16 protein-coding genes and 1 tRNA gene are annotated in these 13672 nt (G+C 32.0%); 13 read left to right on the top strand and 4 right to left on the bottom strand.

Annotation, left to right across the window (positions count from 1 at the left end; translation table 11 throughout):
- Positions 1 to 21 precede the first annotated feature (21 nt).
- The 4 genes from JL193_RS07780 to JL193_RS07765 form a co-directional block, all read right to left on the bottom strand.
- Positions 22 to 276, bottom strand: coding sequence for a type II toxin-antitoxin system RelE family toxin (locus JL193_RS07780; RefSeq protein WP_207973238.1), 255 nt, complete (start codon positions 274 to 276; stop codon positions 22 to 24).
- Positions 276 to 524 carry a hypothetical protein gene (locus tag JL193_RS07775; protein ID WP_207973237.1) on the bottom strand — a complete coding sequence of 83 codons (249 nt, stop codon included), beginning with the start codon at positions 522 to 524 and terminating at the stop codon, positions 276 to 278. Before JL193_RS07775 ends, JL193_RS07780 begins: the two co-directional genes overlap by 1 nt.
- A 146-nt stretch (positions 525 to 670) precedes the next feature.
- Positions 671 to 982: a DUF6370 family protein gene (locus JL193_RS07770; RefSeq protein ID WP_207973236.1), complete on the bottom strand. Its 312-nt coding sequence runs from the start codon at positions 980 to 982 to the stop codon at positions 671 to 673.
- 97 nt (positions 983 to 1079) lie between these two features.
- On the bottom strand, positions 1080 to 2765 hold the full coding sequence (locus tag JL193_RS07765) for a glutamine--tRNA ligase/YqeY domain fusion protein (protein ID WP_207973235.1): 1686 nt from the start codon (positions 2763 to 2765) through the stop codon (positions 1080 to 1082).
- Positions 2766 to 2888: 123 nt separating this feature from the next.
- Here JL193_RS07765 and JL193_RS07760 point away from each other — a divergent pair, with 123 nt between their 5' ends.
- The 13 genes from JL193_RS07760 (at position 2889) to JL193_RS07700 (ending at position 13669) form a co-directional block, all read left to right on the top strand.
- Positions 2889 to 3134, top strand: coding sequence for a zinc ribbon domain-containing protein (locus JL193_RS07760; protein WP_302849927.1), 246 nt, complete (start codon positions 2889 to 2891; stop codon positions 3132 to 3134).
- Between the two features lie 133 nt (positions 3135 to 3267).
- Positions 3268 to 3651, top strand: coding sequence for a VOC family protein (locus JL193_RS07755; RefSeq protein ID WP_207973234.1), 384 nt, complete (start codon positions 3268 to 3270; stop codon positions 3649 to 3651).
- 26 nt (positions 3652 to 3677) lie between these two features.
- A complete protein-coding gene (locus JL193_RS07750; RefSeq protein WP_207973233.1) occupies positions 3678 to 4088 on the top strand; it encodes a DUF2452 domain-containing protein in 411 nt (136 codons plus the stop codon).
- A 103-nt stretch (positions 4089 to 4191) separates the two neighbouring features.
- On the top strand, positions 4192 to 4548 hold the full coding sequence (folB, locus tag JL193_RS07745; protein ID WP_207973232.1) for a dihydroneopterin aldolase: 357 nt from the start codon (positions 4192 to 4194) through the stop codon (positions 4546 to 4548).
- A 59-nt stretch (positions 4549 to 4607) separates the two neighbouring features.
- A tRNA-Cys gene (locus tag JL193_RS07740) sits at positions 4608 to 4678 on the top strand.
- A gap of 388 nt (positions 4679 to 5066) precedes the next feature.
- Entirely contained in the window at positions 5067 to 6449 is a 1383-nt protein-coding gene (locus JL193_RS07735) for a PSP1 domain-containing protein (RefSeq protein ID WP_207973231.1), read from the top strand.
- On the top strand, positions 6424 to 6924 hold the full coding sequence (locus JL193_RS07730; RefSeq protein WP_207973230.1) for a gliding motility lipoprotein GldH: 501 nt from the start codon (positions 6424 to 6426) through the stop codon (positions 6922 to 6924). Before JL193_RS07735 ends, JL193_RS07730 begins: the two co-directional genes overlap by 26 nt.
- 65 nt (positions 6925 to 6989) lie before the next feature.
- Entirely contained in the window at positions 6990 to 9263 is a 2274-nt protein-coding gene (locus JL193_RS07725; protein WP_207973420.1) for a penicillin-binding protein 1A, read from the top strand.
- 72 nt (positions 9264 to 9335) lie between these two features.
- On the top strand, positions 9336 to 10037 hold the full coding sequence (locus tag JL193_RS07720; protein WP_207973229.1) for a CoA transferase subunit A: 702 nt from the start codon (positions 9336 to 9338) through the stop codon (positions 10035 to 10037).
- 102 nt (positions 10038 to 10139) lie between these two features.
- Positions 10140 to 10415 (top strand): four helix bundle protein, encoded by a 276-nt coding sequence (locus JL193_RS07715; RefSeq protein WP_243456891.1) that lies wholly within the window; start codon positions 10140 to 10142, stop codon positions 10413 to 10415.
- A 33-nt stretch (positions 10416 to 10448) separates the two neighbouring features.
- Complete coding sequence (locus tag JL193_RS07710) at positions 10449 to 11102, top strand: CoA transferase subunit B (protein WP_207973228.1); 654 nt, start codon at positions 10449 to 10451, stop codon at positions 11100 to 11102.
- A gap of 199 nt (positions 11103 to 11301) precedes the next feature.
- Positions 11302 to 12066 (top strand): exodeoxyribonuclease III, encoded by a 765-nt coding sequence (locus JL193_RS07705; protein WP_207973227.1) that lies wholly within the window; start codon positions 11302 to 11304, stop codon positions 12064 to 12066.
- Between the two features lie 118 nt (positions 12067 to 12184).
- On the top strand, positions 12185 to 13669 hold the full coding sequence (locus tag JL193_RS07700) for a LysM peptidoglycan-binding domain-containing protein (protein ID WP_207973226.1): 1485 nt from the start codon (positions 12185 to 12187) through the stop codon (positions 13667 to 13669).
- Positions 13670 to 13672 lie beyond the last annotated feature (3 nt).

The raw sequence follows: 13672 nt of genomic DNA, 5'->3' as shown, positions 1-13672 counted from the left end.
CGGATTTTTTATGGGAATAATTTATAAATATCTTCTCGTTTTAAAAAAACGGGCAATTGTAATTTTTTCTTCGGAATAAAAAATTCCTAATCTATAATCACCAATTCTAATTCTATAAGCTTCAGAATGACCTGACATTGCTTGTACATTCTTAATTTCTGATAAGTTTTCTGCTATTTTTAAATTAGCTACAACTTTAGCTAATTTTAGTTTTAACTTACTGTTTTTAATTTTGTTTACATCTTTTAAAGCTTGACGTAAATAAATAATTTCCATTATTTTAAAGCATTTAAAAACTCTTCCTCACTAACAGTATCAGTTTTATCTGCTTGTTGCATTAAAAGTAAAAGACCAATATCTTCTTTTTGTTCTTGGGTTAAACTATCTAATTGTTCTTTTTCTTTCGATTTTACAAACAATTCTATAGCTTTTTCCATTAAGGCTTTTACACTTAATCCTTCAAAAGCAGATAATACTTTCAGTTTTGTGAGAATAGAATCATCTATTTCTATTAATTTTTTCATAATTCTTCAATTCTCTAATTTTTCAAAATATTAAACTCCCGATACAAATATATAATATATATAGTATATAATATATAAAAAATATAAAAAAAATTGATGAAAGTTTAAATCTTCATCGGATTTTTTAATTTTAAGAAAAAGTTTTTCTATTCAGAATCCAACAACTTCAAAGAACTCGCAACAAATCTTCCTTCTACAACTTTACCTGTAATTTCTCCTTTTCTAACCACTTCGCAAAAACCAGTATGCTCGTCGTGCGCATCACCAAAATCGTCGATATTAAAACCATCTACAAAATAAGCTTTGTTATCAATTCTTACAGCCAAACTACAACCGTCTTCAGAATCTAAATCGAATTTGCATTGTCCGCAAGAAACTTCTACCATTTGTGTTACCTCTTTTTTGTTTCCACAAGAAAAAGCCATCATAAATACCGATAATAAAAGAATTTTTTTCATAATTATAAATTTTTATTAGTTCTCGACCGCGCTCGAACAGACATTTTTTAAAAACTTCCAACTCTCAACTTCTAACATCTAACTCTCAACTTCCAACTTATTTTCCTCCCCAAGAATCTCGTAAGCCAACCGTTTTGTTAAATACAAGTTTTTCTGCAGTAGCATCATCATCTACATTAAAATATCCCAAACGTTGAAACTGAAAACGATCTCCAATTTTGGCCGATTGTAAACTTGGTTCTACAAAAGCATTAATTACTTCTAACGAATTCGGATTTAAAAACTCCATAAAATCTTTGTCTTTATGTGCATCTGGAGCTTCATCTAAAAACAATCTATCATAAGCTCTTACTTCTGCATTTACAGCGTGTTTTACAGAAACCCAGTGCAAAGTTCCTTTTACTTTTCGTAAACTTTCTTCGGTACCACTTCCAGATTTACTCAATTTATCATAAGTACATTGTATTTCGGTAATGTTTCCGTTTTTGTCTTTTGTACAGCTTTCTGCTTTTATAATATAGGCATTTTTTAAACGCACTTCTTTACCTAATTTCAATCGAAAAAACTTCTTATTCGCTTGCTCTCTAAAATCTTCTTTTTCGATATAAATTTCTCTAGAAAAAGGCACTTCTCTATACCCAGCAGATGCATCTTCTTGATTGTTTTCTGCTTGTAACATTTCTTCTTTTCCTTCAGGGTAATTGGTAATTACCACTTTTACAGGGTCTAAAACAGCCATTACTCTGTTGGCGGTTTTGTTTAAATCTTCACGAATTTTAAACTCTAAAAGGGCTACATCAATTACGTTTTCACGTTTAGAAACACCTACAGTTTCTACAAAACTTCTAATCGATGCAGGTGTATAACCACGTCTTCGTAAACCAGAAATTGTGGGCATTCTTGGGTCGTTCCAACCAGAAACAATTCCGTTTTCAACCAAAGTTAATAACTTGCGTTTGCTCATAATAGTGTAACTCAAATTCAAACGAGAAAACTCACGTTGTTTTGGTGCTAAAGGATATTCATCTGCACTATATTCGTAAACATTTTCTTTAAACCAATTGTACAACTCTCTGTGAGGTTTAAACTCTAAAGAACACAAAGAATGCGAAATTTGCTCTATATAATCGCTCTCTCCATGCGTCCAATCGTACATTGGGTAAATACACCAATCTGTGCCAGTTCTATGGTGCGCTTTGTATAAAATTCTGTACATTAAAGGATCTCGCATTAACATATTTGGCGAACTCATATCTATTTTTGCACGCAACGTATGCTCGCCCTCTTTAAATTTTCCATCTTTCATTCCTTGGAACAGGGCTAAATTTTCTTCCACAGAACGATTTCGAAAAGGACTATTGGTACCCACTTGAGTTGGCGTTCCTTTTTGAATACGCATTTCTTCAGAAGATTGCGAATCTACATACGCTTTACCATCTTTTATCAATAAAACTGCCCAATCGAATAATTGCTGAAAATAGTCCGAAGAGTAGCATTCTTTTGCCCATTTGTAACCTAACCAAGAAATATCTTTCTTAATCGCATCTACATATTCTTGTTCTTCTTTTGCAGGATTTGTATCGTCGAAACGTAAATTTACAGGCGCATTATATTTCTGCCCCAAACCAAAACTAATGCCAATGGCTTTGGTATGGCCAATGTGTAAATATCCATTGGGTTCTGGCGGAAAACGAAAACGCAAACTTTCTTTTGGCATTCCGTTTGCCAAATCCTCTTCAATAATTTGCTCTAAAAAATTAAGCGATTTTTTTTCTTCAGACATCGTTTTATATGAAAAAATTAAGCTACAAAATTACATAAAATACTTCATTGCTATTGAGAGTTTTGTAACAAAAATGCAAATTCTGCAACGAATTATTAAACATTAATTATTATAAGCAATTAAATTAGAATTTATACCTGTCTCAAATGCAATCATAAAACCTATAAATTAGCAGAAATGAGAGCAACAGGTGGCATCTTATCAAAAATTTTCGATATCCAAAACCAAAAATTCACCAATGTAGCTTGCGAGCGCTGTACAAATGCAGAGTTTTACAAAACCAAAACAAGTGCAATTAGAAATGTTTTCGACTTTTTTACAAGTTGTTTTTTTTGGGCGCGCCCTTTCAGGTCAGGCTTTACACTATAGTTTTTTAAGGTTTTAGAACCTTAAAAAAGCTGCCGTTTCAATCCTTCGCGCAGGCATTTTTGCCAGTTAAAGTTTTTTAAAAGAAAGTTTTACTACTTATTTATTGTTGTATTTTTACAACATTATTATAAGTATGGCTTCTTTTTTATTAAATCACATAGCACTCTCTGTAAAAAATGTTGATGCATCTGTTGCATTCTATCAAAAAGTATTTCAATTTAAAGAAATAGAAAATACCGCATCCAACTCTAAAACAAGATGGTTGTCACTTGGTCAGGGAAAGCAATTGCATTTAATTCCTCGTCCAAATCTAGAAGTAAAAACAAATAAAGCAGTTCATTTTGCTTTGTCAACTTCAAGTTTAAAAGAATTTGTAAAACACCTTGTTCATCTAAAAATTGAATATTCAGACTGGACAAATACGATAAAAAAAGATTACGTTCGAAAAGACGGGATTCAACAATTCTATTTTCAAGACCCAGATGGATATTGGATTGAAGTAAATAACGCAGAGTAATAAAAACAATCGTAAATTTGTATTCAATGAAAAATGATGATAAAAAACCAGATTTAGTTGTTTTTAACGAGGAAAGTCAAAAATATGACGCTGCATTAAAACCCTATGGAACTTCTGCAAGTTCTCCAGTAATTAAACCACTAAATACGGCAAGTTGGAAAAACGATGGAATTCAACGTGTAAACAAACAATTAAAATCGAAATTCGACGAGGTTAAAAAACAGTACGAAGATTTGATGCAAAAATTTAAGTATAACGATTTAATTTACAATGCAAAATTTAGTTTTGAGCCCAATATTGGAGAAAATTATCATTTATATAACAATAAAAACGGCGAACCATTTTTGTCTATCATTTCTCCAGAGCAGTGTAATTTCGAGTATTTAGGCTCTTTTAGATTAAATACAGATAAAATGTGGGAGAAAATAGAATCGTAAAATTAGGCATATAAAATGTCACCTTTAGCGTAGTCGAAAGGTTTTAAAATTTCAAAATAAGTAATTAGTTCTCGACTGCGCTCGAACTGACAAATTAATAATTATGGGAATCATAAAAGTAAATAACATAAAACTCTACGCTTTTCACGGTTGTTTAGAGGAAGAAGCAAAAATAGGCTCAGAATATAGAATAGATGTAGAGGTAAAAGCAGATTTAAAAAAGTCTGCAAAAACAGATAATTTAGCAGATACTGTAGATTATGTACATTTAAACCATATTGTAAAAGAAGAAATGGCCATTCGTTCTGAATTATTAGAACAAGTTGCACAACGAATTTTAGATCGTTTTTTCAAAGAAATAAAATTAATTAAAAAAGCAACAGTTTCCGTATCAAAAATTAACCCACCAATTGGTGGAAATGTAGAAGAAGTAATTATTATTCTCACAAAAAAGCGATAACACAAAAAAATACTTGCAATACTTGTAAATTTGCGTAAATTTGCAATCCAATTACAAAAGGTGTCTTGGCCGAGTGGCTAGGCAATGGTTTGCAAAACCATGTACAGCGGTTCGAATCCGCTAGACACCTCTACATTCATTTCTAAAACCTTAATTTTTTTTTAAAATTAAGGTTTTTTATTTTTTATATAAAGAAAAAAATCATCAATTTCAATATCAAATCTTTCGCTAAAAATTAACGATAAACCTAAAAAAACTTGTATTGTTTGTAAACGAATTCTAATTCAATCTGTACAAACTCTAAAAATCGCAAAAACCAATAAGCTTTCAAAAGTATATTTGCGGTGTAATTTCGTAGTAAATAGAATTTTATTTACTTTTATGTACCTGTTTTCTCATTCTTCGAGAATGTGTATATTTACAGATTAGTGAAGATAAGATTGTGTATTTGTATCAATCTGATAATCAAAATTATGAACAGTAAAAAGCTTCGAGCTTTTCTAAAAATATAAAATTACATGGCATGTGGAAATTGTGGTACAACAGAAAATGGCGTACCAAAAGGCTGTAAGAGTAATGGTAATTGTGGGTCAGGAACCTGTGGAAGTGGCAGTAAATTAGCCGTTTTCGATTGGTTATCGAATATGACCTTACCAAGTGGACAAGAAAGATTTAATATTTTCGAAGTTCGTTTTAAAAACGGAAGAAAACATTTTTATAAAAACACAAACAATTTACCCATAACAATGGGCGATATTGTTGCAGTAGAAGGTTCGCCAGGACACGATATTGGTACGGTTTCTTTAGCAGGAGAATTGGTAAAAGTGCAAATGAAAAAGCGTAAAATTACCGAAGATCACGAAGATGTAAAGAAAATTTACAGAAAAGCCAGTCAAAGAGATATCGATATTTGGCAACAATCTAGAGCCAAAGAAGAAGAAACACAAAGAAGAGGAAGAGAAATTTTAGGACGTTTAGGTTTGCAAATGAAACTGTCTGATGTAGAATATCAAGGAGATGGAAACAAAGCCACTTTTTATTATACCGCAGATACTCGTGTAGATTTTAGGCAATTAATTAGAGATTTGGCAAGTGCATTTTCTATTCGTGTAGAAATGAAACAAGTAGGTGCAAGACAAGAAGCTGCAAGGTTAGGTGGTGTTGGTTCTTGTGGAAGAGAGCTGTGTTGTTCTACTTGGTTAACAGATTTTAGAAAGGTAACTACATCTGCAGCTCGTTACCAACAATTGTCTCTAAACCCATTAAAATTGGCAGGACAATGTGGCAAATTAAAATGCTGTTTAAATTTTGAATTAGATACCTACTTAGATGCGTTAAAAACATTTCCAAAACAAGACATCGTTTTAAAAACAGAAAAAGGAGAAGCTGTTTTTGTAAAGATGGATATTTTTAAACAACATCTTTGGTACACCTACAAAGAAGAACGTTTTAAGTGGTTTCGTTTAACGTTAGATCAAGTTTTAGAAATTATAGAACTGAATAAGAATAACGAGAAATCTGCAACGTTAGAAGAATATGAATCGGATGTAGAGGTTGCTATAAAAGTAGATTTCGAAGACGCAGTTGGGCAAGATAGTTTAACACGTTTCGATGTTCCAAAAACAAGCAAAAGAAGAAGAAACAATAGAAATAAAAACAAGAAAAAATCGGTTGGTGTAGTTGCAAACAAAACACAATCAAATTCAAATCAAAAAAGAAAACCAGTTGCAAAACAACAAAATAAGCAACAGCAAAAACCAAAATCGAGACCCAACCCTAATACCAAACCAAAACAGCCAAAAGCAGAAAATGGGGTATCAAAACCAAAACCAAGAAGAAAAAATAATAGAACTCGAAAAAATAACAAACCAAATAATGCTGGCAATTCCGAAAAGAAATAAAGTTTTTTTCTTAATTTTAGTTGCGGTTATTTTTATTTCTTGTGATAAAAAAACGGAATTTAATCAATATAAATCACTAGAAAATAGTTCTTGGAAAGCAAACGAAAAGGTGTTTTTTAATTTCGAAATAAAAGATACCCTTCAGGCTAAAAATTTGTTTATCAATATACGAAATAATAACGATTACGAATTTAGTAATTTGTATGTAATTACAGAATTAAAGTTTCCCAATGGTACAAAAGTGGTAGATACATTACAATACGAAATAACAGATGCTGCTGGGCATTTTTTAGGAGATGGTTTTACAGAAATAAAAGACAATAAATTATTTTACAAAGAGCATAAAGTGTTTCCTATTTCTGGAGAATATGAGTTTACTATTCGACAAGCAATGCGAAAAAATGGAGAAATACATCCAATGCCTCATTTAAAAGGCATTACAGATGTTGGTTTAAGTATCGAAAAAATAAAATAGATTCCCGTTTCTACGGAAAAAGCAAATTAATAAAATCTCTACAACATTAAGAGACAAGATTTATGATGGCAAAAAAGAAAACAACAAATTTTAAGAAATATATTAAATGGTTCTGGGGAATCGTTTTAGGAGGTTTTGGTTTCTTAATACTACTATTTTTATTCGCTTCTTGGGGTTGGTTAGGAGCTTTACCCACTTTCGAAGAATTAGAAAACCCAGAAACAAATTTAGCAACCGAAGTTATTTCTATCGATGGAAAAACCATTGGTAAATATGCTACAGAAAACAGAACACCAATTCATTACGACGAACTGCCTCAAAATTTAATAAATGCTTTAGTAGCAACAGAAGACGAACGTTTTTACGAACATTCTGGAATCGATTTTAGAGGAACAGCAAGAGCCGTTTTAAAACCAGGTAGTGGAGGTGCAAGTACCATTACACAGCAACTAGCGAAAATGCTGTTTACAGGAAGAGCTTCAAGCAATATCTTCTTAAGAATTGGGCAAAAAATGAAAGAATGGGTTGTTGCCACGAAGTTAGAAAGACAATATACAAAGCAAGAAATTATTGCGATGTATTTAAATAAGTACGACTTCTTAAATCAGGCTGTTGGTATTCGATCTGCAGCAAGAATTTATTTTGGGAAAGAACCAAAAGAATTAAAAATAGAAGAGTCTGCAATGTTGGTTGGCATGTTAAAAAACTCCTCTTATTTTAATCCTTTAAGAAGAGAAGCAAAAGTAAAACAACGTAGAAATGTTGTTTTAAAACAAACCAATAGAAATGGGTTTATTACAGAGGCTGAAAAAGATTCTTTACAACAATTACCATTAGATATTAATTATACTCCAGAAAGTCATAACGAAGGGTATGCCACTTATTTTAGAGGACACCTACAAAAAGTAATGCGAAAATGGGTACAGAGTCATCCAAAACCAAGTGGCGAAGAATACGATATTTTTAAAGACGGCTTAAAAATTTATGTAACCATAGATTCTCGAATGCAACAATATGCAGAAGAAGCTGTACAAGAACATATGGCAAATTTGCAAAACTATTTTTTTAAAGAGCAAAAAAGAAACAAAACAGCGCCTTTTTACGATATCGAACAAAGCGATATCAATGCAATTTTAGAGAGAGGAAAGAAAAATTCCGACAGATACAAACGCTTAAAAATTGCAGGAAAATCAGAAAAATACATCAATGAAGTTTTCAAGAAGAAAACTAAAATGAGCGTGTTTTCTTACAAAGGAGATATAGATACAATTATGTCGCCAATAGATTCTATTAAATATTATAAATATTTTTTAAGATCTGGTTTGTTATCCATAGAACCGCAAACAGGTCATATAAAAGCATGGGTGGGAGGTGTAAATTACAAGCATTTTAAATTCGATGCTGTAGAGCAACAAAAGCGTCAAGTAGGTTCTACTTTTAAACCCTTTGTGTATGCAACAGCAATTAATCAATTAAAATTGTCTCCTTGCGAGATGTTTCCAAATATACCTTACACAATTCCAAAGGGAAAATACGGCATTCCAGAAGATTGGACTCCAGAAAACTCGAATTTAAAATATGGAGGAATGTTAACCTTAAAAGATGGTTTGGCAGGATCTATAAATACCATGTCTGCGAGATTAATAGATATGGTTACACCAGAAAATGTGGTGCGTTTGGCAAAAGCTGCAGGCATCGAAAGCGATGTTCCAGCAAATCCATCCATTGCTTTAGGAGCTGTAGATTTGTCTTTATTAGAAATGGTAAGTGCCTATTCTACTTTTGCAAACAGAGGTTTGCGAGTAAGCCCAATGATCATTACAAGAATCGAAGATAAAAACGGAACCGTTTTAGAAGAATTTACGCCACAAACAAAAGAGGTTTTAAGTGAAGAATCTGCTTATGTAGTTTTAAACTTATTAGAAGGCGTTACACAATCTGGTTCTGGAGTTCGTTTGCGTTCTGGGTGGAGTTCTGGAGGAGATGCTGTTACAGGTTTTCCTTATAAATTCACAAATGCCATTGCAGGTAAAACAGGAACCACTCAAAATCAATCAGATGGTTGGTTTATGGGAATTGTACCCAATTTAGCAACAGGCGTTTGGACGGGTGGAGAAGATAGAGCAACGCATTTTGCAGGCATTGCAAAAGGGCAAGGAGCCACCATGTCTTTACCTTCTTGGGCGTTGTATATGCAAAAATGTTATGCAGATAAAACCTTAAAAATTAGTAAAGAAGCTTTCGAAAAGCCAGATAATTTATCTATCAATATCAATTGTAAGGACGAGAAAAAAGAAGGAGATAAAAAACAAATACCAGAAGAAGATACCGATTTCTAGTTCTGAACTTGTTTCAGAATCTCAATATAAAAAAGGGAAGATTTTATTGTAAAATCCTTAAAACACAAATATATGATTCACAAAAAAGTAGAGAACGTTCAAGAAGCATTAAAAGGCGTTAAAAGTGGAATGACTTTAATGTTAGGTGGTTTTGGATTGTGTGGAATTCCAGAAAATGCCATTGCAGAATTGGTAAGACTAAATGTTAGAGACGTAACTTGTATTTCGAACAATGCAGGCGTAGATGATTTTGGTTTAGGTCTTTTACTTCAAGGAAAACAAATTAAAAAAATGATTTCTTCTTACGTAGGAGAAAACGACGAATTTGAAAGACAAATGTTGTCTGGAGAATTGGAAGTAGAATTAACGCCACAAGGTACTTTGGCCGAAAAATGTAGAGCAGCACAGGCTGGTTTTCCTGCTTTTTATACACCTGCAGGTTATGGAACCGAAGTTGCAGAAGGCAAAGAAACACGAGAATTCGATGGTAAAATGTATGTATTAGAACCAGCATTTAAAGCCGATTTTGCCTTTGTAAAGGCTTGGAAAGGAGACGCTGCAGGAAATTTGGTTTTTAAAGGAACCTCAAGAAATTTTAATCCGAATATGTGTGGAGCAGCAACAATTACAGTAGCAGAAGTAGAAGAATTGGTAGAAGTTGGCGAGTTAGACCCAAACAATGTTCACATTCCTGGAATATTTGTACAAAGAATATTCGAAGGAAAAAATTACGAGAAAAGAATAGAACAACGAACGGTTCGTAAGCGCAATTAATTAATATAACAGTTTATTAATGTAACAATAAAAAATCCAGTAATAGATAAATCAACTGAAGTTGCATTATTAATCATTGAATATTGAGAGCATTTACAATCCATCAAAAAGTTTGTAAGATCTCGTCAACTATTAAAATCTGGAACAAGCATAGGAGCAAATGTTCATAAAGCTCAAAATGCTGAAAGTAAAGCAGATTTTATTCATAAAATAAAAATTGCTACTAAAGAATTAGAGGAAACTAAATATTGGTTAATTCTATGTGAGAAATCAAACTCTTATCCAACTCATAAAAATTTGAGTTCAAAAGTGAATGAATTAGGATTGATTTTATATAAAATATTAAGTACAAGTGTTAAATTTCGAAAAGAGAATTGATACATTTTTAAATTATTTAATTGACACATTGATATGTTAGACAAAAACGGAATTGCAAAAAGAATTGCACAAGAAGTTCAGGATGGTTTTTACGTAAACTTAGGCATTGGCATTCCTACCTTGGTTGCCAACTATGTTCGAGAAGATATAGAAGTAGAATTTCAAAGCGAAAATGGCGTTTTAGGCATGGGACCTTTTCCTTTTGAAGGAGAAGAAGATGCAGATATTATAAATGCTGGTAAACAAACCATTACAACCATGCCAGGCGCAAGTTTTTTCGATTCTGCAACCAGTTTTTCTATGATTCGTGGCAAACATGTAGATTTAACCATTTTAGGAGCCATGGAAGTTGCCGAAAATGGAGACATTGCCAACTGGAAAATTCCTGGAAAAATGGTAAAAGGAATGGGTGGAGCCATGGATTTAGTGGCTTCTGCAGAAAATATTATTGTAGCAATGATGCACACAAACAAACGTGGCGAATCTAAAATTTTAAAAAAATGTTCACTTCCATTAACTGGTGTTGGTTGTGTAACAAAAATAGTAACGAATTTGGCTGTTTTAGAAGTAAAAAACAATGCATTTTATTTGCTAGAAAGAGCACCAGGTGTTTCTGTAGAAGAAATTCAAAAGGCAACAGAAGGTACTTTAATTATTGATGGAGAAATTCCAGAAATGGTTCTATAATCTTTTCCAAAGGAAAAAAACTTTTTTGATAAAATTTGAATAAATAGTACAATTTCCATCAGTTTTGCTTATATTTTATCTCTAAAAACAATAATGGCAAACAAACAATATGGAGAAGAAGAGGAAGTAAAGAGGTTGTTTTTTTAAATAATAATAAAATAAGAGTATTTTCTCCCTTTGGGGAAATTAAAAGAGGTTAATGAAAATAATATCATACAACGTAAACGGAATTAGAGCAGCGATAAAAAAAGGCTTTTTAGATTGGTTAGAAGCTGCAAGTCCAGATGTAATTTGTATTCAAGAAACAAAAGCAAATAAAGACCAATTAGATATCGAAGCTTTTGAAAAAGCTGGTTACCCTTACAATTACTTTTATTCTGCACAAAAGAAAGGGTATTCTGGAGTGGCCATCTTCAGCAAAAAAAAACCGAATAAAATAGTATATGGAACAGGAATTGAAACCATGGATTTCGAAGGAAGAAATCTTAGAATCGATTTTGATGAAGTTTCTATTATGAGTCTCTATTTACCATCTGGAACAAATTTACAGAGATTAGACTTTAAGCTTAATTATATGGCAGAATTTCAAGAATACATTAACGAACTTCGTCAAGAAATTCCGAATTTGATTATTTGTGGTGATTACAATATTTGCCACGAAGAAATAGACATACACAACCCTAAAATGAAAGGAGTTTCTGGGTTTTTACCAGAAGAAAGAGAATGGATTGGAAATTTTATAAACTCTGGATTAATAGATAGTTTTAGATATTTAAACAAAGATTTGCAGCAATATTCTTGGTGGAGTTACAGAGCAAATGCAAGAGCAAATAACAAAGGTTGGCGTTTAGATTATGCCATGGTTACAGAACCTTTAAAAGACAAAATTTCGAGAGCATATATTTTATCTGAAGCAAAACATTCCGATCATTGCCCAATTGCAATTGAGTTAGATTTCAATTAAAAAATGTCTCATTGAGCATTGTTAAAAATTAAAATGTATTTTAATTTAAAGATAAAAGCGTAGCCAACAAGAGCTTATATTTAGGTCTCGACTGCGTTCGACCAGACATACCAATTTTATGAAAAAACAAATAATATTTTTACTGTTTTCTGCAAATATTTTTGCACAAGCACCTATAGATTCAATTCCTAAAAAAATAACTCAAGAAGATTTATTTTCAGATTACGATATTGTTTTAATTGATAGTTTGTTAATGGAATCTAAATACAAGTCTCCACTATACGAAACCACAACCTATATTCTTAAAGATGCCGAAAATAAAGAAGTGGCCTCTGTAGAATTATCTACAGAAATTTTAAAAGAAAGACTTCAAAAAATTGACGCCAAAACACCATTTCATTTAGCATACAATCCTGCATTAGAAAAGGTAATTAAATCGTATTTAAAATACCGAAAAAAATACTACCCAGCATTAATGGCAAAAGCCGAATATTATTTTCCAATGTTCGAAAAATATTTAGATCAATACGATATTCCTTTGGAAATGAAATATTTAGCCATTGTAGAATCTGCCTTAGACCCAACTGCAAAATCGAGAGTTGGAGCTACAGGTTTGTGGCAATTTATGTACACTACAGGAATACAATACAAATTAAAAGTAAGTTCTTATGTAGATGAACGCCAAGATCCATTAAAATCTACGATTGCTGCTTGTCAATATTTATCCGATTTGTTTACTGTTTTTGGAGACTGGGATTTGGTATTGGCTGCCTACAATTCAGGTCCAGGAAACGTTGCAAAAGCCATAAAACGTTCTGGCGGTTACCGAAATTATTGGAACATTCGCCCGTTTTTACCAACAGAAACCGCAGGTTATGTACCAGCTTTTTACGCAACAATGTATTTGTTTGAATATCAAAAAGAACACGAATTAATTGCAGATGCACCTCAAATTCGCCATTTCGAAACAGATACCATTCATGTTAAAAAAACAATAACTTTCGATCAGGTTTCAGAAACAACTGGAATTAGTTCAGAGTTAATTCAGTTGTTAAACCCGTCTTACAAATTAGATGTAATTCCTTTTATAGAAGGAAAAAATTATTCGATTACATTGCCTAGAAAAAACACATTTCAATTTTTAGATAAAGAGCAAGAGATTTATGCTTTGGCAGAAGCAGATGCTTCCAAAAGAGAAAAACCACTTCCAAAATACTTCGAGATGGATAAAAGAATCCGTTATAAAGTAAAAAGTGGAGATTTTTTAGGAAAAATTGCCAATAAATTTGGAGTAAGAGTAAGCGATTTAAAAAGATGGAATCGTTTAAAAACAAGTCGTTTAAAAATTGGCCAAAGATTAAGTGTTTATCCTAAAAAGTTAGCAATAGCAAAGAGTTCTGCGAAAAAAACTTCTACGAAAGTGGCTTCAAATAATAATAAAAAAGCAAATTTTGAAACTTATACAGTTAAAAAAGGAGACTCTTTATGGATAATTTCTAGAAAATATAAGAATGTTTCTATCGATCAAATTAAAAAATGGAACAATATTTGGAGTGTTAAAAGTTTAAAACCTGGAACAAAACTTAAAATTTACAAAAGCTAAATC

The sequence above is a fragment of the Polaribacter batillariae genome (genome assembly GCF_017498485.1).
Classification (GTDB): Bacteria; Bacteroidota; Bacteroidia; order Flavobacteriales; family Flavobacteriaceae; genus Polaribacter; species Polaribacter batillariae.
This window is presented reverse-complemented; position numbering and strand designations above follow the sequence as displayed.

What these genes read in the sequence shown, in the direction of transcription:
- JL193_RS07755 (WP_207973234.1), top strand. Translation starts at nt 3,268, where the DNA reads ATGGCTTCTTTTTTATTAAATCACATAGCACTCTCTGTAAAAAATGTT.
- JL193_RS07700 (WP_207973226.1), top strand. Translation starts at nt 12,185, where the DNA reads ATGAAAAAACAAATAATATTTTTACTGTTTTCTGCAAATATTTTTGCA.
- JL193_RS07765 (WP_207973235.1), bottom strand. Translation starts at nt 2,765, where the DNA reads ATGTCTGAAGAAAAAAAATCGCTTAATTTTTTAGAGCAAATTATTGAA.
- JL193_RS07725 (WP_207973420.1), top strand. Translation starts at nt 6,990, where the DNA reads ATGGCAAAAAAGAAAACAACAAATTTTAAGAAATATATTAAATGGTTC.
- folB (WP_207973232.1), top strand. Translation starts at nt 4,192, where the DNA reads ATGGGAATCATAAAAGTAAATAACATAAAACTCTACGCTTTTCACGGT.
- JL193_RS07720 (WP_207973229.1), top strand. Translation starts at nt 9,336, where the DNA reads ATGATTCACAAAAAAGTAGAGAACGTTCAAGAAGCATTAAAAGGCGTT.
- JL193_RS07750 (WP_207973233.1), top strand. Translation starts at nt 3,678, where the DNA reads ATGAAAAATGATGATAAAAAACCAGATTTAGTTGTTTTTAACGAGGAA.
- JL193_RS07775 (WP_207973237.1), bottom strand. Translation starts at nt 524, where the DNA reads ATGAAAAAATTAATAGAAATAGATGATTCTATTCTCACAAAACTGAAA.
- JL193_RS07710 (WP_207973228.1), top strand. Translation starts at nt 10,449, where the DNA reads ATGTTAGACAAAAACGGAATTGCAAAAAGAATTGCACAAGAAGTTCAG.
- JL193_RS07770 (WP_207973236.1), bottom strand. Translation starts at nt 982, where the DNA reads ATGAAAAAAATTCTTTTATTATCGGTATTTATGATGGCTTTTTCTTGT.
- JL193_RS07705 (WP_207973227.1), top strand. Translation starts at nt 11,302, where the DNA reads ATGAAAATAATATCATACAACGTAAACGGAATTAGAGCAGCGATAAAA.
- JL193_RS07780 (WP_207973238.1), bottom strand. Translation starts at nt 276, where the DNA reads ATGGAAATTATTTATTTACGTCAAGCTTTAAAAGATGTAAACAAAATT.
- JL193_RS07730 (WP_207973230.1), top strand. Translation starts at nt 6,424, where the DNA reads ATGCTGGCAATTCCGAAAAGAAATAAAGTTTTTTTCTTAATTTTAGTT.
- JL193_RS07735 (WP_207973231.1), top strand. Translation starts at nt 5,067, where the DNA reads ATGGCATGTGGAAATTGTGGTACAACAGAAAATGGCGTACCAAAAGGC.